The following is a 25,056-nucleotide window of genomic DNA, read 5'->3' as shown; positions in this document are numbered from 1 at the left end:
CAAAATTTCGACCAAAGTCTCGTTTATAAGTTCATAAAAGGGTAAAAATAATCGCACTTTTTAAATATGAAAAAGTGCGATTAAAATATTAATGAAGATATTTTTTCAACGTATTCCAATTCACATAACTTGGTTGTCGAATAGAATCATAGCCATAAATATCAGGTAATAAATTTATTTTTCCATTCTCAACCCAACTAGTTACATAATACAAATAAACAGGGTTATCCGATCGAATTGTTGCTGACGTTGTTTTCTTACTATCTAATACACTTTGTTTTTTCTCTTCTGACCAGCCCGCTTCTTTTAGCAAAATACTTGCTAATTGGTTGGATTTATCAACACGTACACAACCAGAACTTAAGGCACGATCTTTTTTATCAAAAATACTATGATTTGGGGTATCGTGTAAATAAATAGCATCACTACTTGGCATATTAAACTTAAAACGCCCTAGAGCGCTATTATCACCAGCATCTTGACGAATATGATAAGGGAATTTACTGCCAATACTTGCCCAATTAATATTGCTTGGATTTACCTTATTACCATTACTATCAATAATGCTATAGCCATGGCTTTCTAAATAGCCTGGATTACGTTTAATTTTAGGCACAATATCTTCATTGATTAAACGTATCGGTGCATTCCATGGTGGATTCACTACTACATTACTTAATTTACTATACATTACAGGTGTGCGACGTTCATTTTTTCCTACCACCACACGTGAGTTGAGAATTAATTTACCGTCACGGTAATAATTAAGTTGATAGCTTGGAATATTAACAAAAATACCATTATTAAAATTAGGAATAATACGTAACCGTTGTACATTAATTGCTAATTTATAAAGATTTTCTGTACCTAATGAAGCTTTGTTTGTAGAAACTAATGATACAAGCTTATCTATAGTTTGACGATATAGCGAATTATCTGTGTTTAATCCATGCAAATAATTTAAATTTTGATTATTTTTAACCGCACTTAGCCATACCATAATTTGTTCTTCATTAGGTTGACTTGGCTTATAAGCATTAACTGAATAGAGCCAGCTTTGCGCGGAATGAGAAACATTCTGAGCATAGTACATATAATCTAAAAAAGCATCAGTCAATAAAACATCATAAGCAAGTTTATCCGCTGGATCTGTCAAACTGATTGTATCTAAGGAACGTGCTGAGTGAGAAGAAATTCCACTTGCCACCATAAGCGCATATTCCTTTAAGAAATATTGCTCAGCCGCCTTATCAGCCCATAGCAATTCGTATTCATTATCTGCGTAAATCTTTGCTACCGATGACTTAAATTGAATTTCACGTGGCCATAACAGCTCTGTTAATTTAGCCTCAGCTTGCTGCTGTTTTTCAGCTGCAATAAGTGCTTCTTCTGCTTTTTTTTGTTGTTCAATTTGTTTATTTGCTAAATCCACATCGATACTGTCTTTATCAGAGATATTCGGATGGATATAGTCATTAATTGCACAACTTGAACATAAACCTGAAATTAAAATTGCTAACTGAGCTAATTTCAACGTAGATTTTCTATACATTAGAGTTCCTTTAAATGATCTTTGTATGATCAATAACAATACTCATAGGAATCATAGCCAACATTCCTATTAATCGGGTAGAAATTATTTATTGTCTGAAGGTTTATCATCCGTTGATTTATCTGCTGCGTTTTCCTTTTCAGCTTTTACATCCGTTGTTGTTTTTTCAGGATTATCTTGCCCCTCAGATTTAGGTGTCTCTGTCGCATTTTCAGCTTCAAATTTCACTAAATCTACAGCCATTTTTTCCGCTTCTTTTAAGAAAAAATCAGGTGCTTCATAATCTTTAGGTAAATCATTAATATCTTTTAATGATTTTTTACCCTCGCGAGCAAAACGTTCATTTAATGCCTTTAAGCGTCGTGCATCATCTTTATCATTTTCTGCTTTGCGTTTATCGTAATTCAACGATAAGAACTTGCGTTCTCTTCGCTCATCACGAACTTTTAAATCCTCAGCTAATGCAATAAACTCAGGATCTTTTGCTATACGTTGTTCATGTTTAGCTTTTAATAACGCAACAGCATTGCGGGCATTAGCAACTTGAGAATAGGTTGCAGAAGGAATTTTATCCCAAGGTAATGCATTATCCTCTTTCTCTTCACCATTTTCTTTTGCATCAATAATCGCAGGAAAATCAATATCTGCTGCAACGCCTTTTAATTGGGTACTACCACCATTAATACGATAGAATTTTTGGATAGTGTATTGAATAAAGCCTAGAGGTTTTTGATCAAGATCATAAACAAAGTTTAATGAACGACTTTGTTGTACAGTACCTTTACCGAAAGTATTTTGTCCAATAATGATACCACGGTTATAGTCTTGCATAGCGGCAGAGAAAATTTCTGATGCTGAAGCACTATAACGATTTATCATCACTAATAAAGGACCTGAATAGACTTGAGCATTATCAGGATCTTCGTGTACACGAATACGGTTATAAGCATCACGTACTTGTACCACTGGACCATCTTTAATAAACAGACCACTTAATTCAACAGCTTCAGTTAATGCACCACCACCATTTTCACGTAAATCAATAATCAATGAAGTCGCCTTTTTAGCATTCATTTGAGCTAACAATTTACGTACATCCGCAGTTAAACCAATATAGAAAGTAGGAATTTTAATAACGGCAACATTCTCTCCATTCACTTTTTCTACTGTTAATTTAGCCGCACTATCCTCAATACGAACCTTATCACGTACTAAGGTAATAATTTTTGTTTTTCCGCCCTTAGCAGGTTCAATTTCTAAACGGACTGTTGAACCTTTTTTACCTTTGATCTTATCAACCACATCTTCTAAACGCCAGCCAACGACATCTTCAATTTCACCTTTAGCTTGACCAACACCAATAATCTTATCACCTGCTTTAATTTTTTTACTGCGATCAGCTGGCGCACCTGCGACTAAGGATTTAATCACAGTAATATCATCTTCTTGTTGTAAAGTTGCGCCAATCCCTTCTAATGAAAGATTCATACTTTCATTAAAACTTTTCGCCGTACGAGGTGCTAAATAACTTGTATGAGGATCAATTTCACGAGCAAATGCGTTTAAGAACAATTGAGTAATATCATCAAGCTTAGTCTGTGTTAAACGACGAATCGCTAAATTGTAACGTTTCGTCAATGTTTTCTTAATTTCAGACCATTTTTTATCTTTTAGTTTTAAATCAATGATATCATTTTTGACACGTTGTTCCCAAAGCTTATTAGCATCTTCCGTGGTCACAGGCCAAGCTGCTTTTTTACGGTCAATCTCAATTTGATCATCACCAGTTAAGCTAGGTTCTTTGTCTAATAAAGAAAGGGCATATTCATAACGCTCATAACGACGTTTTGTCATTAATTGATACATGCTAAATGCCACATCTAACTTACCTTCATTGAATTCATCATCCAATAGATTCACATACTTAGTACGCATATCATCGATATCAGATTGAATAAATAAATTATGACTATAATCTAAAAAATCTAAATAGCGCGCAAAGATCTTCTGTGAAAATGCATCATCCAACTGAAATTTTCGATAATGTGATTGCGTGAGCCTTGTGGTTGCTCGCTTAGTTGCCAAACTATTTTCTTCTGTCGGGGTTGGTATCACAATATCTGTTGCTTTTAATGTTGGACGTACAGCTAACGCATTCCCACTGATGCCAATTAATGAACCAACAATCAAGGCGGCTAGATAAGTTTTAGATTTATTCAACTTCATTTAGACTTTCCTAATAAAAGAAAAACATCTCATGAGTAAAACTCGGGATGTATTTATGGCGTCGCATTAAATATGCGACGCTAATTGAGATCAATTATGCAAATAAACGATCTGCAGTAACCGTTAAAACTAGACCATTATCTAATTCAACACGAGCACTCTCTTTTACAATTTCAAGGATCACCGCTGATTTAGCAGAATCCCCAACTTTTACTTTTACTTGTTTACCTTTTTGTAAACTTGCTACATCAAGCGCTTTCAATTCCACTTTAGGTTGACGTTCGGTAGTTTTTGATTTCGCCGATTTACGAGCCATTTTATCTGCTTTATCTGCAGGTTTACGCATTGGGCGTTTTTTAGTTGGTTTAGGACTCGCAGCTTTTTCTGCCGCACGTTTCTCTGCAAATTTAGCTTTTGCTTCAGCTAATTGTTGTTGTGCGTGATCCACATGTTCTTGTTCTAATGCACCTGTTGGATTTCCTTGTAAATCGACACGTTCCACCCCCAAACGGCAGCCATGTAAATAGCGCCAATTTGACGTATATTGACGTAATGCATGACGAAGTTGTGTTTTACTTACTCGTTCATCATCTTTTAATGCTTCAGCTAAATCTTGAAAAAGACCAACTTTAAGTGGTTTCGCTTCCCCCTCAACTGAAAAACATAGCGGAAATTTTTCGGCTAAATACGCAATGATATCTTTGTTATTTGTTAATTTTTGCGATTCAAATTGAAGGTTTGTTTGAATTTCTGTCATGGTTTAGTATCCTGAACAACACTTAGTGTATGTTTATTATGAAAAAATAATCTTACGCATTTTATCTTACTTTCTGAAAGAATGACAATTAATAATCACAGTTACCATACAATTTTTTCAAAAATTTATTAAATTAACCCGCACTTTTTCAGTATTCGAACATATGACTTTCACCCTATATCTGCTTGCTCATAAACCATAAATAAAAATTTCTTTTAGCAAAATATATTCAAGTATATAATGAAATTTCATCTTCCTAACGCAAAGGATTCACTATGTTTAAACCTTCACTCATTTTAGGTTTGCTCGCTTGTTTAGTAAGCAATGTAACTCTTGCAAACCGCACTATTACCGACCAATTAAATCGCCAAGTCATCATTCCAGATCATATTGAGAGAGCCGTCATCTTACAACATCAAACCTTAAATATTGCGGTTCAGCTAGATGCCACTAAACAAATTGTAGGTATTTTAGATAAATGGGACAGTGCTTTAGGCAAAGGATTTGCGAGATTAGCACCAGAATTAACAAAACTCGCAACACCTGGAGACTTAAAAACCGTCAATATAGAAAGCTTATTAAGCTTAAAACCTGATGTGGTCTTTGTAACTAATTATTTTCCACAAGATAATATAGAGAAAATCACCTCTGTTGGTATTCCTGTTATTGCAATCTCACTACGCAAAGATAATACTCAAGAAGCTTCTAAACTTAATCCAACTTTGTCAAATGAAGACGATGCTTATAATGAAGGGTTAAAAAAAGGAATTCGCCTTATTGCAAATGTCTTTGAAAAACAAAACAATGGGGAGGCATTAATTAACACCGCATTTAGCCATCGCCAATTGCTCAATGAACGTTTAAAGCAATTAAAAGCTGAACAACGAGTAAAAACCTATATAGCAAATCCTAATTTAGAAACTTATGGCTCTGGAAAATATACAGGGCTGATGATGCAACATGCTGGAGCTTACAATGTCGCTGCAGAGGCTCTCAAAGGTTTTCAAAAAGTTTCTATGGAAACTGTTTTAAATTGGAATCCTGATGTGATTTTTGTACAAGATCGTTATCCAGAAGTCGTCTCAGAAATTACTCAAGCCGCAGAATGGAAAACTATTTCTGCTGTTAAAAATGGCAAAGTCTATTTAATGCCAGAATATGCTAAAGCTTGGGGTTATCCAATGCCAGAGGCTATTGCTTTAGGTGAGTTATGGGTAGCAAAGAAGCTTTATCCTGAAGTTTTTGCAGATCTTGATTTAGATAAAATGGTGCAAGATTATTATCAAAAATTCTACCGCACAAATTACCAAGACACCAATGCAAAATAATCAAATTACCATCTTGAGTGCAGGCAGTTTCCATCCTGCACTACTTGAATTAATCAAGCACTGGAATATGCCTATAATTAAACTCAGAACCATATTTGGCCCTGCTGGGTTATTACGTGAAAGGATTGAGCAAGGTGAAAATTGTGATCTTTTTATTAGTGCAGATACCAAACAAATAGAACAGTTAGAAGCACAACATAAAATTTCACATTCACAAATTATTGCTCAAAATCAGCTATGTCTCACTTTACTTAATAAAGCTGAATATAAAGAATGTTCTGCCTTAGATTTATTACTCAATCCTAACCTACGAGTAGGCACCTCAACTCCAATTTGTGATCCTAGTGGTGATTATAGTTGGCAATTATTTGAAAAAATTGAACAGGCCTACCCAACTCATGGAAATCGCTTAAAAAATCATGCATATCAGTTAGTGGGTGGAAGAAATAGCGTAAAAATTCCACAAGGCGAATTGGCAAGCTGTTATTTATTACAACATTATCCGATTGATATGTTTATTGGCTATGCACATTACCGTAAACAATTAAAACATAATAGCGCATTTATAATTAAATCATTGCCAGCTGAGTTTTCTATTATGGCAAACTATAGCTGTGGTTTGCTAAATCAAAATGCCATGAGATTTTATCATTATCTTGCTTCATCACAAGCACAAGCGATCATTCAATCTCAAGGCTTTATGATTCAAACAAAAGATTAACCATATCCTCTATGTTAATTCTTATTTTTCACATAATTATCAAAATTTTCAATATATTCTTCTAAATTTGCGGTAAGCATATTTTTATATTCTTCCACAAAATAGCTAATTATATCTTCTTTAGAATCAATAAGTTGCCCTTTATATTCTGCTTTCATAGTAGCAATAAAAGCATTAAACCTTGCACAACCAAACATCATTGAAGCGCTCACACGATCTTTATCTGTGGTTTCTAATAACTCATTGGCTAGATTAATAAAATTATTTGCTCTTGTATAAAATTGTTCATCAATATTTTTTGCTTGATTACTCATAAAAGTCCTTAAATAGCATAAACAAAGCGCACATTAGAGCGTAAAATTTTTATAAAATCAACCGCACTTTTTCCCAACTATCCCAAATAACTTCACAAATAATCATCAAATAGCTAAAATGAAGCTTTTTCTAAGCGGAATCTTTATGACAGCATTTGTTCAACCAAGCCAAGATGAAAAGATCGTACGTTGCAGAGATTGCAATGCGTTAGTGTCTGTGTCTGATTTGGATAAATATCAAAATGCAGAATGTCCTCGCTGTCATAACCTGTTAGGCACCACTGATCGTTGGAGTTTACGTCGCTGCTCTATTATTGCTATTTCAATTCTGATTCTTATGCCTTTTGCACTCACCTACCCTTTATTAAGTGTTGATTTGTTAGGAACAAAAGTCGATGCTTCAATTTGGGGAGGCGTCTGGAAAATGGCCATTGAAGGCTATCCTTACACCGCTTTTTTAGTCTTTATTTGCGCGGTATTTATGCCCATAGCTTTCACCTTGCTCGTTATTACGTTACAAGTGGCTAAACTCGCTCATAAAAAGCCACGAATTTTATTATTAGTCTTAGGTTACATTAAACCTTGGGTCATGTTTGATGTATATTTAATCGCTTTGGGAGTAACTGCATTCAAAGTTCGTGACTATGCGAGTATTGAAATTAATATTTACCTTATTGGCTTTTTGCTCACCTCATTAATGACCACATTATTATTTGTTAAAATCAATGTGAAAGCGCTATGGCATGAGTTTTATCCATCTCTCCTACCGCTAACAAAAATTTCTGAGAAAAATCCACCGCACTTATGTGGTAGCTGTGAATATACTTTTGAGCATTATATGATAGACAGAAAAAACCATCCTATATGCCCACGCTGTCACAGCCCTATGGATATACCTGAACATCTTAATTTGCAAAAAACTTGGGCAACGTTGATTGCAGGTATTATCATGCTATTTCCCGCTAATATTTTGCCAATTTCTTATACCTCAATGAATAATGTGGCCACAGGTGATACGCTAATGTCTGGCGTGATTAGCTTCCTTGGAATGGGTAGTTATTTTGTTGCCTTTGTGGTCTTTTTTGCCAGTATTTTTGTGCCAATAAGTAAAGTATTTATTATGATCTACTTATTGTTATGTGTGCATTACCAATGGAAACATTCAATAAAATGGCAAATGCGATTATTTCATATTGTTCACTTCGTTGGTCGTTGGTCAATGTTAGACTTATTTGTGTTATCCTTGATGATGTCATTGGTAACTCGAGGGCAAATTATTAATTTTTCAGTAGGACCTGCTGCCTTCTATTTTGGCTCAGCCGTGTTTCTAACAATGCTTTCAACAACGTTTTTTGATAGCCGTTTACTTTGGAATATTTATGACAAACAACATGCAAAACCATGATTCTCAAACAGAACAACCATTAAAAGATGAAATCCAGGTAGCTAATATTAAACAAGACAAACGAATTTCACCTTTCTGGTTACTTCCAATCATTGCCTTATGTATTGGGGCATTACTGTTCTTTCAAATTATCAAAGAACAAGGGGAAACCATTCATATTACTTTTAACACTGGCGATGGATTAGTAGCAAATAAAACGCAAATTCGCTATCAAGGTTTACAAATTGGTGTTGTCAAAAAAGTCAATTTCACGGATAACCTAAAACAAGTGGAAGTCGAGGCCAATATTTATCCTGAAGCTAAAACGGTGTTACGTCAAAATACCAAATTCTGGCTTGTTCAGCCGAGTGCGTCATTGGCGGGAATATCCGGTTTAGATACACTGATCTCAGGTAACTATATTACACTTCAGCCTGGTGATGGGGATTATCAAGATGAATTTATTGCAGAAGAAAATGGACCAATTGCTCAAGTTGATGATGGCGATTTATTAATTCACCTATTAGCTGACGACTTGGGCTCTATTTCAGAAGGTGCATCAGTTTATTATAAAAAAATGCCTGTAGGTAAAATCTACGATTATCATTTTACGCAAGATCAATCACAAGTAGAAATTCAAGTTATCATTGATAAAGCCTATGCCAACCTTGTGAAAAAGGATTCTCGCTTTTGGAATATCAGTGGGATTAATGCCCAAGTAAGCCCTTCTGGTATTAATGTCAAAATGGATAGCTTAAATGCGGTTGTACAGGGTGCTATTGCCTTTGATTCACCACCAGAAAGTGCCAAAGCTGAACAAAAACAATATTATAAGCTCTACGCTAACTTACAATCGGCGCAACGAGGTATTGAAATTGCCATTAATGTTCCTAATCAACCTGGCTTAAAAGCGGGTAAAACTGAAGTATTGTATAAAGGCTTACAAGTAGGGATACTTTCCGAGCTAAACACGGAAGGTATTAATGATTCTTTGGTAAAAGGCAAATTATTAGTTGATCCTAATATTAGCAATGAATTAAAAAGCCAAACGAATATCATATTACGTACACCTAAGGTTAATTTAGGTGCATTAGAAAAATTACCTGACATGATACGTGGCGAATATTTTGAAATTCTCCCTGGTTCAGGCGAACCTAAACGTGATTTTGTAGTTTACACAGAAAACGAATTTCTATTACAGCAACCCAATGCCTTAATTTTAACCCTGACAGCACCCGAAACCTATGGTATTACTGAAGGGCAACAAGTGTATTACAATAATATTGCTATAGGTCAAATTGCCAAACAACATATTGATGTCCAAGGAGTAGAATATCAGGTTGCAATTAAGCCTGAATATTGCCATTTAGTCTATGCTGATAGCCAATTTGTTGCAGCTTCTAATTTAGATGTTTCAATTGGTTTAGATGGCATACGTTTTGAAGCAGCAAATCCTGATAAATGGTTACAAGGTGGGATTCGTTTAATTAGTCATAAAAACCAAGGTGAGCCATTAAAATCTTATCCTATTTATAAAGATCTTAGCTATGCGGAAGCAGGTATTCGTAGTGGAGATTTATCTCCAAGCATCACCTTAAATGCACAAAATTTACCAAATATTAGTAAAGGTTCACTAGTACTTTATCGTCAATTCGAAGTGGGTAAGGTGCTAGAAGTTCGCCCTGTGAAAAATAGCTTTGATGTTGATATTGCGATCTATCCTAAATATCGTCATTTACTCACAGATAAAAGCCGTTTTTGGGTAGAAAGTGCAGCTCAAGTAGATATCACAGCGAAAGGCATTAGTATTCAAGCAAGCCCATTAGGACGCTCTCTCAAAGGCGCAATTAGTTTTGATAATAGTGGTAGTGGAAATAATAAAACACTTTATGTTAATGAACTAAAAGCAAAATCTGCAGGCCAAGTCATTACCTTAACCACAGATAATGCAACTAACTTAACGCAAGGCATGTCATTACGTTATCTTGGTTTAGAAGTGGGTGAAATTGAAAGTATTAGTCTAGATAAAAATAATCAAAAAGTGGTTGCTAAAGCATTAATGAATCCAAATTATATGGGCATTGTAGCAAAAGAAGGCTCACAATTTAGAATTATTTCACCGCAGATTTCAGCAGGTGGTATTGAAAATTTAGATAGTTTATTACGTCCTTACATTGATATTGATGCCGGCAAAGGGGGGTCTAAAACGAGTTTTGTACTCAAAGATAGTAATAATTCACAAACTAACAAATATAATAATGGTTTCCCTATAATAGTAGAAGCTTCTGATGCAGCCAATTTAACGCTAGGTTCACCAGTATATTATCGTGGTGTTGAAGTGGGTAAGATTAGTCATATGGATTTAAATGATCTAGGCGATCGTGTATTAATTCATTTATTAATTTCACCTAAATATCAACATTTGGTACGTAAAAATTCTGAATTTTGGGTGTCCTCTGGTTACAGTGCAGAGGTAGGCTGGTCTGGTATGCAAATTACCACAGGATCAGTACAGCAATTGTTGAAAGGCGGCATTTCTTTCTCTACGCCTTCAAGCAAAATTATTCAACCTCAAGCCGTGGCAAATCAACGTTTCTTATTGCAAATAAAAAAACCAGTTGATGCAAAAAATTGGAATTCTGCTGTACTGCCACCACAAGAACAGACGACCGAAACGGTCCAATAAAATTTTGGCAAAAAAATACCGCACTTTTCTATCGGATTCAATTAAGCTGACTTTGCTCTAAAATTAGCTGAAAAGTGCGGTGATTTTTTATGGATTTTTAGAAGGTGATGCCAACTCCCATATAGATGGAACGTCCAGGCTCATTATAGCTGTTTGCTCCACTGGTGTTACCACTATAACGGAAGAGACGTTTATCGAAAATATTCTTTACCCCCGTACGCAAGTGTATATTTTTCGTCATATCATATTGTGCACCCCATGACCATAATGCATAAGCTGCACGATCTTCTCCCCCAACAAAATCAGTACCGTCACCACGCAAAACTTTAGTGTGCTGTCGACCATATAAGGTTACCGCCAGATGCGAACGCAGTTTATCGGTAATCTGCCAATCTAAAGTGGAATTAATTGTATATTTAGGAATAGTGGATAATGCTTCCCCTGTAGTCTTGTTCAAACTTTTCATCATATAAGTAAAATTATTATTCCAACTTAACCGTTCTAATACTTTCCACTTTACCGATCCTTCCAAACCACGAACTAAAGCTTTTGGTACATTGTAATATTGAAATACATAAGAAGTTGAAGTACCACTTGTCACCTTACCGAATACCTTGTGATTTACATCCACTTTATTTTTATAGTCGTTATTGAAATAAGTCAGGCTAACATTAACTTTGTCATTGTTATATTCCAAACCGATTTCCGAATTGATACTACTTTCGGCATTCAAATCCTCATTGCCTTGCACGTAACAAGGACGATAATTGCCGTAACCACCACCGCGGCTATAAAGTCGATAATTCGGTGCCAATTGATGAATGCTCGGTGATTTATACGCTCGTGCGATCCCAGTCTTCAAGGTTAAATTATCCGTTAAATTATACCATAAATTCAATGTAGGATTGATACTTCCTCCCACAACATTATGATATTCAAAGAAAATCCCAGGTACTACAACCAAGTCAGAGGTTATTGCTATGTTATCTTCTAGCGTAGCACTAAAGCGTTTGGTGCTGTAACGAGAATCCGTTCCAGTATTTTTACTGATAATACCGTAGCTCGAACTTCTACCGATATTGGGATCATTTAAATGAGCTTCATTATAACCTAGTCCAAGAGTCAAAGTTTGCGGCATTGTAGTATTCAGTTCAACAAAGGTTTCTGTTTTTAAATCGAAATTACGTAATTTCGATTCAATCCATCTACGTTCTTGCGTAATAGCCCCCTCACCCGCACCGCTAATGCCTTCATCTAATCTTTGGTTACTCGTCCATTCGTGTTGCAAATAGGTTTTATTTGATATATTGCCCCATTTACCTTCATAAGTTAATGCTACATTTTCACGTTGCATAATATTAGTGCTGCGACCAATCAAATCCGATACATTACCACCATTTTCGGAAGAACTGCCTAATTCAGAATGGCTTGAATTACTCAATTGGGAATCTCCTGCATAAATATTATTCTGTCGGCTATAACCATATTCCAACTCAAAAACATGTGCCTCACTCGGAGCATAACGTAGCAAGCCGTTAAAATCGCGATTTTTCACTCCTTCTCGTCCAGCAGTAAAACCAGCAGGCAATTGACCTGCTTGCTGCACAATAGGGATAATATTGATATACCATTTGTCAGGATCAGTTTTGTTATAACTGCCATAGATACGATAGCTCCAATGTTCAGTTAAAGGCCCCATTACGCTAAGATTAATTCGTCGGGAATCTCCTTCTTCATCATGATAAGAACGGTTATAAAGGGTATCCAAACTACCAGAAAATTTATCAAATTGCTTCTTGGTAATAATATTCACAACCCCGCCTGCTGCTCCATCACCATAATGTGCGGCGGCTGGTCCTCGGAACACTTCAATACGATCGATCATTTCCGCTGGAACCCAATTTGAATCCCCTCTAGTGTCCCGCTCTCCTCGTTTGCTATAACGAACGGAAGCACGACTGCGTACTGGACGACCATCAATTAAAATTAAGGTATTTTCAGGCCCCATTCCTCGAATATCAATCTGGCGATTATTACCGCGCTGTCCAGAAGGAGAGTTGCCCGTCAAATTTACCCCAGGCTGTTTGCGTACAATTTCCGAAATATCATTAACTACCCCTTGAGCCTTAATATCTCGTTGTTGAACGGTGGATACCCCTAAACTTTGTTTTAGCTGATTTTCTGCCGTAATGCGAATTTCTTCCAAAGCATCCTCTGTTTCAGCATAAGTTATCGGTGATAAAGCACACAACACCATTAAAACGCTCTTTTTCAATTTCATTACAATCTCCTAAAATGATTTAGAAATATCAAGGTAAATATTGGTTTTATGGTAGGTTGCTATAACATAATTACTGCACGTACGCTCATAATCAATATTAAATTTCGGCATAAATCCTTTCCATTGCCAATCGGTCTTCCATAAACTAAACGATGCACCAAAAACTTTATTCCGCTGCACCACATTAAATAGATTGTGGCCCAGATATTGACGCAAACTATAGCTAACATCTGTTTTAACCACGATATTCTTTGGTAATAACAAGGTATATCCCATACGTACGCCACGATGATGATAAGCATCGCTAGGATCTTGAGCACCACGATACCCAGTATCCACACTTAAATGAAGATATTGGTGAGGTGAAATAGCATAACCCAGTGAAAAGCTCCCAAGTGCATAACGCCCATTTAGATATTCTCGTTTGGGGTGAGTACGTTTACCACCTTCAAGTGCGGTAGAAATTCGCCATTTTCCATTAACGTGATAATTCAGTACGGAACGTAATCCGATGGTTTCCGCATAAGCACGTTCACCATAATAACGCATACCGTAAAACGGCATGAAGGTCAGTTCAGTATCCACGGACTGCCATACAGGACCAGTACTAAAGCGGTATTGCATGTCATTGTATTTTTTATTGTCCCAATAATATTTACCAAACCCATAACCTTGCGCTCGCCAGCCCCAATTATTCAGCAAAAACCAATCTTTATTTACCGTAGCAAAATAACTTATACCGTGTGCAGATTCGGGTTTAGGTAATGTCCAAGTGCCATTTGTCGTTTTTATTTCCTGCTGATCAGGTGCATTATTGACATTTTTATCCTGCACATACCCCAAATTAAAATCCCATGACCAAGTATTTTGCTGTTCAGTGGCTAACTCCAACTCATGAGCAAAAGCAAGAAAATCCTGTGGTAATTGTTGTTCTTTACGAATTTCGGCTAATTCGGACCGCACTTGTGCATATTGTTTATCCAGATAAAGCGCAGACGCTAAATTAAAGCGCACTAAAAACAGGCTGGGATCACGAGTCAATAAAGTGCGGTAAGTTTTTATAGCGAATTTCATGTTGCCGTCATCTTGAGCAATACGCGCTTCGACATATTCGGCAAGTTCGTGATCATAATTTGCTGATTTTTTATAAATAGGCAGTAACAAACGCAAAGCGGTAACATTTTGCCGCTGAACTAACGCCATCATTAATTGATGTAATAACTGGGGCTGCATTAATAAATCTGCCTCAGTAATTTGTATGCCTTGATGTTCCTGTGGTACATCCACAGTAATTTGTCTTTGTGGGCGTTTTTGCTGTTTGCGGATGAATTCCAAATCGGCATTGTCATCTACTGCTTTATAAGCTTCCGCACCTTGTATTTCGGGAACGGGTTCTGAACCGGGTACTGCCGAGGTAAATGCACTGTAAGAACCTGTGAAGACAATTAATAAACAAAATATTGCCTTTTTCATCTTATATTCCTTTAAACAATAACGATAAATTACCTACTTGTTCAACACAAAGAAGGCATAAATCAAAATAAGAGATATTAAAAAAGGAGAAAAGAAAGACAACGCGTCCGATTTAATTCGTTGCCTTCTTAAGTTATTATTTTTATAAATTACTGACGTTTAGCACCATAAGCACCTGCAACGCCTGTAGAACCGTAGCTGTTATCACTGAATACGCCGCCTAATTCACCTGCATTTTTACCGTAGAATCCACCTTGGGTTAAGAAAGAACCATTTTGACCAGTGAAACGATTACCGTTGATTTGAGCTTTAAAATTGAGATCTTGATTCAACACTTGGTTATCAGCACTAATTAGACCTTCAACACTATGTTTATCAAAATTAACATTGAATTTGGCATCTGTTGTATTACGTGCAGGACGAGTTCCCTCCGCTCCTCGAACCTGACCAATCACCGCTTTACCTACGTATTGTACAGAACCAGTTTGAACATTAACATCACTAACAGGTGTTTCATTACCTTGAGCAAAGAAACCGTCGAATTTGCCTTGAATACGGCTAATGTAAGAACCAAATTTCACGTCTTTTAAGAAATTGTCACTACTTACGCGAAGGAATTTTTTAGTTTTCTTATCGCCATAGTAATCAAAATACTCATCTGATTACGCCGGTAATGCTACGCCTACATTAGAACCATCAAGAGCAACTTCAATTTTTCCGTTTTTTGAAATAACAACTAATGTGCCATTATTTGGAGATGACACCGGTAGAGTTTGTTCCACTTTACGGGTTCCGTCACGACCGCCGGTAATGGAAACCACATCTCCACCTATTGCCGAAGCAACAGTAGAAACTGAACAGAATGCAACGCTTGTTACTAAAAATAATTTATTTAGTTTCATAAAGAAAACTCCTTTTTTAAGGTTACAATTTGCAAATACACAACATTTGCCTGAGTATTTAATGAAAACTTCATACTTTCACTAAAATTCTGTTAATTCTGTTTTTTGGCACCAAATGCACCCAAAAGCAGATCCTTTTCGGTTGGTTTACTTGAATTAAAAATTCCCACTATTTCTGCCGCATTTGGTCCTAAGAACAATCCTTTCGTTGTTATGCCATTATTCGGATTTGTGCCGACAAAATTAGCGCCTTTGATTTGTGCAGTCAGTTCAATAGGAGAAATGTCCTTTCTTTTATATTCAGCAATAAAATCGGCATTTCCATCAGGAGTAACAACTGCAGTTAATTTTTTCTCTGCAAAATTTACATCCGCTTTCACTGTGCCCGGATAAGTGTATTTAATATCTTTATCCTTATTAACCATATAGAAACCTGCTAGCCCTTGATAAACTGCATTACCTTGGGCGGGGATTTGACTTTCATCAGTCACATCACCCACAATATGTGCGCCCTTTGGCATACTATCCGGTATACCTATTCGAGTAACTCCCCATTGACCATAGGATAAATTTTCCCCAACAATAGCTACATTCGGCCAAACATAGACAAAGCCTTTATCTGCATATTCATGTAATCTTGCTCTTTCTTTAGGATTCGCTAAATCATCAACTAATTTTCTAATTAATAATTCTTCTTCCCCATCTTCATCATAACGATCATGTTTATAAGCATCGCCTTTCATCAAGATTGTGACAGTCTTTAAGGCTGAAATAGTCTGTTTTTGTTTCTCAATATCATAATGTTCTACTTCATAATCAGGGTTTGACGAAGAGCTCTCCGAGTTGGTGCTGCTTAAATCCACAATATGCCCATAAGTATTTGTGCGTGCTTCCTCGTTCGGTTTATTGGGCTCAACATTCTTCCCTTCCCCCTGTTTTCTTGCGCCATAAGCACCAATAATATTTTTGTCTTTATTGGCAAATGTACCGGCTAATTCCCCGGCATCTTTGCCATAAAATTGCCCTTTAGTGCTCATTCCCGCATTCTCACCCTCGAATTTATTTCCTTTAATCTTGGCTTTCAAAGAAATAGGATTAAAGTTATTATTTTCCGTAGCGAAAGGTTTCTCATTAGACGCAGTGATTTCCCCTGTCAAAGATTTATTGGAAATAATCTACATTAAATGACGCATCACCAACACGAACATTTTTAACTCCGTCTTTCACACCTTCTCCTACCGAAAGGGCGGCACGTCCTTTATATTTTGCAGAACCTGTAGGTAAATTTGCCTCATTCGTAGCAAACCCCTGCGCAAAAGCTTTATCTCTTGAATCTCTTTCTTTAGTCGCTACGCTCAATCCCCAAGAAGCGGTATTTAGGTTCGTACCTAATGCTGTAACACGTCCGATATAACCTCATTTATTTAATCCTGAACGATCATTATCATCAAAAGGCAAAAAATCTTTATCTTTCTCACGTATTTTTGCAATACGTGCTGAAATATTTATGCCGTTCGGATAAGCGTTAATATCCTTACCATCGGCAATAACTTTTTCCGTTGCGGCAATAGAAGGGTTACCAGTAACATCTTGCGGAGTTTGTTCAATAGGGTTTGACGGATTTTTACCATGTTCACGTTCAACATAAGTGCCCGTTACCTGTTTTGCATTACTATCAATCATGCCACGCGGATAGTTCATCGTATCAAGATTTTTTTCGTCAGGCGGATTCGGTGTTGGATTTATTTTTCCAGAACTATTGTCTACATTAATAGGATGACTCGTCTGACAAGCTGACAACAGACCAACCATAAATAATGCAGAAGTTAATGAAGTAAATTTAAAAAATGCTTTATGAGGAGTTTTATGTAAAGAATGGCAAATCATAATATTATCCTTAATTATTAATAACAATATAAGAAGTAAGCAAACATCATATCTGCTACAAGAACCTGCATATCATACACAACCAAACGAAAATAGTAATCATTATTATTTGACATGTTAAAATTTTGTGAATTTGATCGTATCAGCTAATTTAGCGTGATATGATTTACTAGCTATAAACTATTCTAGATTGCTAATATGAAAACACCTCAAAATCGTCTTGTGCTGACGAATTTTGAGGTGTACAAAGTGCGGTCGATTTTTACTGATTTTTAACGGCGACTATTTAACGGCAAGTTGAGCAATTTTTATGATAACATTTACTGCATCACGCATACCTTCTAGAGTGATAAGTTCATGCTTACTATGGAAATTATACCCTCCAGTAAAAATATTCGGGCAAGCTAACCCTTTTTCTGCCAACCAAGCGCCATCTGTACCACCACGAATCGCTTGATGAATAGGTGTCAATCCGATATCTTTCATCGCTTGATCTGCCAATTCAATGGCTTGAGGTATCTTCCTAACCACATCATACATATTATAATAACTATCAGTAATCACAACGTGCAGTGGTTTTTTTAAACCTTTTTTTCGATTAAAATCAGCCACTAATTTTTTAACAAATTGCTTACGCAGTTCAAAGTTAGCACGATCAAAATCACGAATAATATAATGTAATTCGACTTTTTCAATATCTCCATGGAACGAATTTAAATGGAAAAATCCTTGTTTATCCTCGGTTTTCTCAGGGACTTCATCCACAGGAAACCCTTGTTGAAATTCACAAGCCAATGTTAAAGCATTAATCATTTTATCTTTAGCATATCCTGGGTGGATAGCTCGACCGGGGACAGTGACGGTAACGCTAGCCGCATTAAAATTTTCATACTCTAATTCACCCACTTCTCCGCCATCGATGGTATAAGCCCAATCACAAGGAAATTTATCCATAGGGAAAAATTTCATACCTAAACCAATTTCTTCATCTGGTGTAAAGGCAACACGTAAATGGCAACGAGGTTGATTACTGGCTTTTAAAACAGAAAGTGCGGTCATTATTTCAGAAATTCCTGCTTTATTATCTGCGCCTAAAAGGGTTTTTCCATCAGTAACAATCAAGGTTTTTCCAACTAACTTCTGTAAGAAAGGAAAGGTTACTGGGCTAATAAATTCATCGCCCAATCCTAATGCAATATCTCCACCACGATAATTTTCGATCACTTCAGGATTCACATTTTTACCACTACATTGTGGTGAGGTATCAAGATGAGAAATTAAACCAATAGTGGGCGCATCAGCTACTGTCCCAGGTAAATAAGCAGTGACAATACCATGCTTAGAAATTTCTATATTTTCTAACCCTAGACTATACAGCTCTTGTTCTAAAACTTTTGCCAATTTCATTTGCCCCGTTGTACTTGGGGAAGTTTTCGCCCCAATCTTAGATTGGGTATCAAAAGAAACGTAATTTAAAAAACGTTCTAATAGTTGTTCAGTGTATTGCATAATAATTCTTCTAAATAAAATGAATAATAATTGGAAAACTTTCTTATTTCTTCAATGTAGCTAACAAATAAGAAAAGTGGAAAAAAATAAAACATCAATAAGTCTATATAATTTTTTTAAGCTTTTTTTGACATATAACAAAAAAGTGATTGTTATTCATCAGAAATAAGCCATTTTTTGATAAAAAACAAATTTTAGTCAGCATTTACTCTACAAATATTCCCCATGACTTATTCAATCACTGGTTAAATCAAAAAAATGATAGGAATTGATATATCCTAGACAATAGAAAATTTCTAAAATTCACACAAAAATCATGATTTTTTACATAAAAAACTTTAATTTATCTGCTATTAGCTTTATCATTAGGCTTCATTTTATCTTAGGTGTCTGCATTCAGGTGCAGATGTGTTATTTCTACTCAAAACTAAAGCCATTTTAGTTCATTAAGGGAAAACCAAAGCTAGTGGAAAATACTGTTCAAAGCAAACCTATCATTGAACTCCGTTCGCTAAAAAAATCCTATGGCGATAATACAATTATCGATAATTTCAATTTAACCATTAACAATGGTGAATTTTTAACTATTTTAGGCCCTTCAGGCTGCGGTAAAACAACAGTTTTACGTTTAATTGCAGGTTTTGAAGAAGCCAATGGTGGCCAAATTATTCTTGATGGTGAGGATGTGACTAATGTGCCTGCGGAACAACGTCCAGTTAATACGGTATTCCAAAGCTATGCCCTATTTCCTCACATGACAATTTTTGAAAATGTTGCTTTTGGCTTACGTATGCAAAAAGTGCCTAATGAGGAAATTAAGCCTCGTGTATTAGAAGCATTACGCATGGTCCAATTAGAAGAGATGGCAGATCGTAAACCGACTCAATTATCAGGCGGTCAACAACAACGTATTGCAATTGCCCGTGCAGTAGTAAACAAACCAAAAGTACTATTATTAGATGAATCTCTTTCTGCATTAGATTACAAATTACGTAAGCAAATGCAGAATGAATTAAAAGCATTACAACGTAAATTAGGTATTACCTTCATTTTTGTAACTCACGATCAGGAAGAAGCATTAACCATGTCTGATCGCATTATTGTGTTAAGAAAAGGGAATATCGAACAAGATGGTTCTCCTCGTGAAATTTATGAAGAACCGAGCAACTTGTTCGTAGCTAAATTTATCGGTGAAATTAATATCTTTGATGCTGAAGTATTAGATCGTGTGGATGAACTCCGTGTGCGTGCCAATGTGCAAGGTCGGGTATGCTATCTATATACTGATTTACCAGTAAAAGAAGGTCAAAAACTGAAAGTGCTACTACGCCCAGAAGATATTCTATTGGAAGAACTTGACGATAATGAGCATTCAAGTGCTATCATCGGTCACATCCGTGAACGTAACTACAAGGGTATGACATTAGAGTCAACTGTTGAGCTAGAATATAATGGTCAACTCGTGCTGGTTAGCGAATTCTTTAATGAAGATGATCCTAATATTGATCACTCATTAAATCAACGTGTTGCGGTAACTTGGATTGAAAAATGGGAAGTGGTATTGAACGATGAAAATAACAACGCGTAAATTTCAAAATTCAACCGTTGCTGTTATCTTCGCTTGGCTAATTTTCTTTATTTTAGTACCAAATCTTTTGGTATTAATTGTGAGTTTCCTAAGTAAAGACAGCAGTAATTTCTATGCTTTGCCTTTTACATTTGAAAACTATACTCGCCTATTTGAGCCACTATATGGCACGGTAGTATGGAACTCATTGTATATGTCAGGTATTGCTACGGTTATTTGCTTAGCCATTGGTTATCCTTTTGCTTTTTTTATGGCAAAAATTAATCCTAAATACAGACCTATTTTACTCTTTCTTTTAGTATTACCATTTTGGACAAATTCTTTAATCCGTATTTATGGAATGAAAGTGTTCCTAGGTGTGAAAGGCATTCTTAATGAATTTTTATTGTCTCTTGGACTAATTAGTGAACCAATGCGAATTCTTAATACTGAAGTGGCGGTAATTATTGGGCTAGTATATTTATTATTGCCTTTTATGATCCTTCCACTCTATTCGGCTATTGAGAAATTAGACTTACGTTTACTGGAAGCGGCAAAAGACTTAGGGGCAAATGGTTTCCAACGTTTTATTAAAATCATTATTCCTCTCACCATGCCAGGTATCGTCTCAGGTTGTTTATTAGTGTTACTTCCAGCCATGGGGATGTTCTATGTAGCTGATTTACTCGGTGGTGCAAAAGTATTATTAGTGGGTAACGTAATTAAGAGTGAGTTCTTAATTTCACGTAACTGGCCATTTGGTTCCGCAATCAGTATTGGATTAACTATTTTAATGGCAATGTTAATTTTCGTTTACTATAAAGCCAACAAACTATTGAATAAGAAAGTGGAGTTAGAATAATGAGTCGTGTACTACGTAATATATTTATGTTAGTGGTGTACGCTTATTTGTACATCCCTATCATTATCTTAGTGGGTAATTCTTTCAATGCAGATCGTTACGGGCTCAGTTGGAAAGGCTTTAGCTTAGATTGGTATGAACGCTTAATGGGTAACGACACCTTAATTCAAGCGGCAATTCACTCTGTGACCATCGCCTTCTTTGCAGCAACCTTTGCTACCATCATTGGTTCCATGACTGCAATTGCATTATATCGCTATCGTTTTCGTGGTAAACAAGCTGTTAGCGGCATGCTATTTATTACGATGATGTCCCCTGATATTGTGATGGCGGTTTCATTACTAGCCTTATTTATGATCGTAGGTATATCACTAGGTTTTTGGTCATTATTATTGGCTCATATTACCTTCTGTTTACCTTATGTTGTTGTCAGCGTATTCTCTCGCCTAAAAGGGTTTGACTTAAGAATGCTAGAAGCTGCTAGAGATTTAGGCGCAAGTGAATTTACTATTTTAGGTAAAATTATCCTACCACTTGCCTTGCCTGCAGTTATCTCAGGTTGGTTATTAAGCTTCACTATTTCTATGGATGATGTGGTCGTTTCGTCATTCGTAAGTGGTGTCAGCTATGAAATCTTACCATTGAAAATCTTCTCATTGGTTAAGACAGGTGTCACCCCAGAAGTAAATGCCTTAGCAACAATAATGATTGTTCTATCTTTAGCTTTAGTGATTTTAGGTCAACTTATTAACCGAAAAAATAAAAGCTAAATAAAAGCTTCACAAAGTGCCTATTTATCAATAAAATACGCCCTGACCCCAAGCTAGGAATTAGCCCAAAGTCAGGCGTTTTTTTATGCCTTATATTATTCATAAATATAAGGCGGATACTCTTATTTATTTCTCAACAGGAGATGATCTTAAATGAAAAAATTAGCAGGTCTTTTCGCAGCTAGCTTAGTTGCTGTTGCACTTACAGGCTGTAATGACAAAGATAGCAAAACCACAGATAGCAAAGCACCTCAAGCAACCAAAGATAATGGTACAGTCTATCTTTACACATGGACTGAATATGTACCTGATGGTCTATTAGATGATTTCACTAAAGAAACTGGAATCAAAGTCATTGTTTCAAGCTTAGAATCAAATGAAACCATGTATGCCAAAATTAAAACTCAAGGCGCTGATGGTGGTTATGATGTAATTGCTCCTTCAAATTATTTCGTTTCCAAAATGGCACGAGAAGGAATGTTACAGGAATTAGATCACAGCAAACTTCCTGTTATCAAAGAATTAGATCCTGATTGGTTAAATAAACCTTATGATAAAGGCAACAAATACTCATTGCCTCAATTGTTGGGTGCACCAGGTATCGCATTCAATATGCACACTTACAAAGGTGAAAACTTCACTTCTTGGGGCGACCTATGGAAACCAGAATTTGCCAATAAAGTACAATTACTTGATGATGCTCGTGAAGTATTCAATATTGCTTTATTAAAATTAGGTAAAAATCCAAATACCACTGATCCTGCAGAAATTAAAGCGGCTTATGAAGAGTTATTAAAATTACGTCCAAACGTACTTTCATTTAACTCTGACAACCCTGCGAATTCATTTATCTCAGGTGAAGTTGAAGTGGGTCAATTATGGAATGGTTCTGTACGTATTGCCAAAAAAGAACAACCAGGCACCATTAATATGGTATTCCCTAAAGAAGGGCCTGTGCTTTGGGTTGATACACTAGCAATTCCAAAAACCTCTAAAAATCCAGATGGTGCACATAAATTAATTAATTATATGCTAGGCGCAAAAGCAGCTGAAAAATTAACATTAGCGATTGGTTACCCAACGGCTAATCTTGAAGCTAAAAAAGTACTTCCAAAAGAAATTACTGAAGATCCTGCCATCTATCCAACAGCAGAAGTATTAAAATCAGCTAATTGGCAAGATGACGTAGGTGATGCAGTAGAAATCTATGAAAAATACTATCAAGAATTAAAAGCAGCTAAATAATAGCTTTAATCATCAGATAAGCAAAACGCTAAACCCCGGTTTAGCGTTTTTTTATACTTAGAAAAAACAAAAATTGCGGTAAAAATTTTTAAAATTTTCACCGCAGTTTATTTTAGGTATACAATAAAAATTAGCTAAAAATTAAAGCTTACTTATTAAATTAATTGAATAAATTTAAATAAATAATAAAGTGCGATAGAATTAAAAAAATATTGCACTTAGCCTATAATTTATAAATGGGAATAATAAACTATATTGCTATATTTAAAAATGTAAAAGTTTCCCAAGCTTTTCTTTCTTCTCCACCTAAAGTAAATTCTCCATTTGGTTTTGCAATGAAAAACTTATTTTCAAATGAAATTGCGAAATGGTAATTAATTTTATCTAGACAACGAAAATCGAATAACATCGCTTTATTCGTAGAATAAGTCATTAAATTTCCAAATCTATTAAGATATAAATAATGTACAGAACTATCTTTATTAAATGATAAAAAACATAATTTTTTATCATAATCAAAATTTAAATGAACTATATGATGTATACTAATATTCATATCATTTTTATTGACCAATTTACATTTATCTTCTTGCTCATCAAAAACTAATATAGTTCTATGGTGAGAACAAATAGCTCTACTAAATGAATAAAATTTATTAATATCAATCTTATCTACTAAATGAAGATAAATTGCTTGATCCATTTGCCGCTCATTTAGAACATGCATAATCTTATATGCATCATATAAGCCCTGCTTACCTTTTTCATCATAGTGTTTCTTTAAATTTTTAATTCTTTCTACTGACTGTTTATCTAAATTTACAACATTAAATACTTTATTAATTCTATTTAATGTTTTCTCTACAAAATTATCAATAGTAAGAGCTTCAAAATGTAATAATTTAATTTCATCAACTAAAAAACTTGATTGTAAACTAGTATCTACAGCGTGGAAATTATGAAGTGCTGGCCATTTTTGCGGTTCATCTGTTCTAAAAAAGGATTTCCCTGTCATATGACCAAATAAACCATCTTTGTGAATAAATTCTTTTGGATAAATTTGGTTCCAAAATGCCGAATCAAGTCTTTTCTCTCTATGTTTAAAATAAGTTGTTGCAAAAACTTCAGGTATAGTTTTAGGTGCCGAATTTAAATAAATTGCTTCATACGGTTTTAAACGTAATGAGAAAATATTATCTGGAATCTCAGATAATATTGAAGTTATATCTCTTTCAGCATAAATCAATTCATCAATATCAGCACACAACATCCATTTTGTTTCAGCAAAAAATTTTGTTGCATGAATCACATTATGTTCTTGTCTACGTTCTACAGCATCAGGTCTACCAACATATATTAAATTTTTAAATTTATAATCAATACCCCAATAGTCTTTATTACAAACTTGAAAACAAACCTTAGAATTATTTTTATAATCATCTTTAATAAAAGAATCGCTAGGATCATCTAAATAAATATAAATCTTATGAGCTCCTATCCTTTCGTAATAATTAATAAAATAATCCACTAATTCTTTTGAAGCTTTTACGGTTGTCACTACAGACCAATTACTCATTTTTTTCCTCTCAAAT

At 35.4% G+C, this 25,056-nt stretch carries 21 protein-coding genes; 8 read left to right on the top strand and 13 right to left on the bottom strand.

Features of this window, described 5'->3' with window-relative positions; translation table 11 throughout:
* Positions 1 to 88: 88 nt before the first annotated feature.
* The 3 genes from HMPREF1052_RS07345 to proQ all read right to left on the bottom strand — a co-directional run bounded on the left by HMPREF1052_RS07345 (position 89) and on the right by proQ (position 4,535).
* Positions 89 to 1,552 (bottom strand): L,D-transpeptidase family protein, encoded by a 1,464-nt coding sequence (locus tag HMPREF1052_RS07345; protein WP_005761030.1) that lies wholly within the window; start codon positions 1,550 to 1,552, stop codon positions 89 to 91.
* Positions 1,553 to 1,636: 84 nt separating this feature from the next.
* Positions 1,637 to 3,778: a carboxy terminal-processing peptidase gene (gene prc / locus HMPREF1052_RS07340; RefSeq protein ID WP_005760990.1), complete on the bottom strand. Its 2,142-nt coding sequence runs from the start codon at positions 3,776 to 3,778 to the stop codon at positions 1,637 to 1,639.
* Between the two features lie 94 nt (positions 3,779 to 3,872).
* The gene (gene proQ, locus HMPREF1052_RS07335) at positions 3,873 to 4,535 is read right to left on the bottom strand and encodes an RNA chaperone ProQ (RefSeq protein ID WP_005761076.1); all 663 of its coding nucleotides are present in this window, start codon (positions 4,533 to 4,535) and stop codon (positions 3,873 to 3,875) included.
* Between the two features lie 275 nt (positions 4,536 to 4,810).
* On the opposite strand from proQ, the gene HMPREF1052_RS07330 reads away from it, so the two are divergent.
* Positions 4,811 to 5,863, top strand: coding sequence for an ABC transporter substrate-binding protein (locus HMPREF1052_RS07330; RefSeq protein WP_005761086.1), 1,053 nt, complete (start codon positions 4,811 to 4,813; stop codon positions 5,861 to 5,863).
* Complete coding sequence (locus HMPREF1052_RS07325; RefSeq protein WP_005760980.1) at positions 5,853 to 6,584, top strand: substrate-binding domain-containing protein; 732 nt, start codon at positions 5,853 to 5,855, stop codon at positions 6,582 to 6,584. The genes HMPREF1052_RS07330 and HMPREF1052_RS07325 overlap by 11 nt, the downstream gene beginning before the upstream one ends.
* A 14-nt stretch (positions 6,585 to 6,598) precedes the next feature.
* On the opposite strand, the gene HMPREF1052_RS07320 is transcribed toward HMPREF1052_RS07325, so the two are convergent.
* On the bottom strand, positions 6,599 to 6,898 hold the full coding sequence (locus HMPREF1052_RS07320) for a DUF3144 domain-containing protein (RefSeq protein WP_005761036.1): 300 nt from the start codon (positions 6,896 to 6,898) through the stop codon (positions 6,599 to 6,601).
* A gap of 145 nt (positions 6,899 to 7,043) precedes the next feature.
* Between HMPREF1052_RS07320 and HMPREF1052_RS07315 the strand changes: the two genes are divergently transcribed.
* A complete protein-coding gene (locus HMPREF1052_RS07315; RefSeq protein WP_005761006.1) occupies positions 7,044 to 8,303 on the top strand; it encodes a paraquat-inducible protein A in 1,260 nt (419 codons plus the stop codon).
* On the top strand, positions 8,278 to 10,968 hold the full coding sequence (locus tag HMPREF1052_RS07310; RefSeq protein ID WP_040596423.1) for a PqiB family protein: 2,691 nt from the start codon (positions 8,278 to 8,280) through the stop codon (positions 10,966 to 10,968). Before HMPREF1052_RS07315 ends, HMPREF1052_RS07310 begins: the two co-directional genes overlap by 26 nt.
* 97 nt (positions 10,969 to 11,065) lie before the next feature.
* Here HMPREF1052_RS07310 and HMPREF1052_RS07305 read toward each other — a convergent pair whose 3' ends face one another.
* The 8 genes from HMPREF1052_RS07305 to pepT form a co-directional block, all read right to left on the bottom strand.
* On the bottom strand, positions 11,066 to 13,249 hold the full coding sequence (locus HMPREF1052_RS07305; RefSeq protein ID WP_005761028.1) for a FepA family TonB-dependent siderophore receptor: 2,184 nt from the start codon (positions 13,247 to 13,249) through the stop codon (positions 11,066 to 11,068).
* A gap of 9 nt (positions 13,250 to 13,258) precedes the next feature.
* The gene (locus tag HMPREF1052_RS07300) at positions 13,259 to 14,722 is read right to left on the bottom strand and encodes a surface lipoprotein assembly modifier (RefSeq protein WP_005761082.1); all 1,464 of its coding nucleotides are present in this window, start codon (positions 14,720 to 14,722) and stop codon (positions 13,259 to 13,261) included.
* Between the two features lie 149 nt (positions 14,723 to 14,871).
* Positions 14,872 to 15,303: a transferrin-binding protein-like solute binding protein gene (locus HMPREF1052_RS07295; RefSeq protein WP_005760956.1), complete on the bottom strand. Its 432-nt coding sequence runs from the start codon at positions 15,301 to 15,303 to the stop codon at positions 14,872 to 14,874.
* Between the two features lie 81 nt (positions 15,304 to 15,384).
* Complete coding sequence (locus HMPREF1052_RS07290) at positions 15,385 to 15,624, bottom strand: hypothetical protein (RefSeq protein ID WP_005761039.1); 240 nt, start codon at positions 15,622 to 15,624, stop codon at positions 15,385 to 15,387.
* A gap of 92 nt (positions 15,625 to 15,716) precedes the next feature.
* The gene (locus HMPREF1052_RS07285) at positions 15,717 to 16,781 is read right to left on the bottom strand and encodes a transferrin-binding protein-like solute binding protein (RefSeq protein WP_005760968.1); all 1,065 of its coding nucleotides are present in this window, start codon (positions 16,779 to 16,781) and stop codon (positions 15,717 to 15,719) included.
* A gap of 4 nt (positions 16,782 to 16,785) precedes the next feature.
* Positions 16,786 to 16,983, bottom strand: a complete 198-nt coding sequence (locus HMPREF1052_RS07280; RefSeq protein ID WP_005761064.1) for a hypothetical protein — start codon at positions 16,981 to 16,983, stop codon at positions 16,786 to 16,788.
* A 57-nt stretch (positions 16,984 to 17,040) separates the two neighbouring features.
* On the bottom strand, positions 17,041 to 17,511 hold the full coding sequence (locus HMPREF1052_RS07275) for a hypothetical protein (RefSeq protein ID WP_005760982.1): 471 nt from the start codon (positions 17,509 to 17,511) through the stop codon (positions 17,041 to 17,043).
* Between the two features lie 282 nt (positions 17,512 to 17,793).
* On the bottom strand, positions 17,794 to 19,020 hold the full coding sequence (gene pepT, locus HMPREF1052_RS07270; protein ID WP_005761045.1) for a peptidase T: 1,227 nt from the start codon (positions 19,018 to 19,020) through the stop codon (positions 17,794 to 17,796).
* 466 nt (positions 19,021 to 19,486) lie between these two features.
* On the opposite strand from pepT, the gene potA reads away from it, so the two are divergent.
* The 4 genes from potA to HMPREF1052_RS07250 all read left to right on the top strand — a co-directional run bounded on the left by potA (position 19,487) and on the right by HMPREF1052_RS07250 (position 23,464).
* Positions 19,487 to 20,608, top strand: coding sequence for a spermidine/putrescine ABC transporter ATP-binding protein PotA (gene potA / locus HMPREF1052_RS07265; protein ID WP_005760966.1), 1,122 nt, complete (start codon positions 19,487 to 19,489; stop codon positions 20,606 to 20,608).
* Positions 20,589 to 21,449: a spermidine/putrescine ABC transporter permease PotB gene (gene potB / locus HMPREF1052_RS07260; RefSeq protein ID WP_040596421.1), complete on the top strand. Its 861-nt coding sequence runs from the start codon at positions 20,589 to 20,591 to the stop codon at positions 21,447 to 21,449. The genes potA and potB overlap by 20 nt, the downstream gene beginning before the upstream one ends.
* Positions 21,449 to 22,219, top strand: coding sequence for a spermidine/putrescine ABC transporter permease PotC (gene potC, locus HMPREF1052_RS07255; protein WP_005760976.1), 771 nt, complete (start codon positions 21,449 to 21,451; stop codon positions 22,217 to 22,219). The genes potB and potC overlap by 1 nt, the downstream gene beginning before the upstream one ends.
* Positions 22,220 to 22,372: 153 nt before the next feature.
* Positions 22,373 to 23,464, top strand: a complete 1,092-nt coding sequence (locus HMPREF1052_RS07250; protein ID WP_005760998.1) for an extracellular solute-binding protein — start codon at positions 22,373 to 22,375, stop codon at positions 23,462 to 23,464.
* Positions 23,465 to 23,714: 250 nt separating this feature from the next.
* On the opposite strand, the gene HMPREF1052_RS07245 is transcribed toward HMPREF1052_RS07250, so the two are convergent.
* Entirely contained in the window at positions 23,715 to 25,040 is a 1,326-nt protein-coding gene (locus HMPREF1052_RS07245) for a glycosyltransferase family 2 protein (protein ID WP_005761025.1), read from the bottom strand.
* Between the last annotated feature and the right edge of the window lie 16 nt (positions 25,041 to 25,056).

Source organism: Pasteurella bettyae CCUG 2042 (assembly GCF_000262245.1).
GTDB classification, from domain to species: Bacteria; Pseudomonadota; Gammaproteobacteria; order Enterobacterales; family Pasteurellaceae; genus Basfia; species Basfia bettyae.
This window is presented reverse-complemented; position numbering and strand designations above follow the sequence as displayed.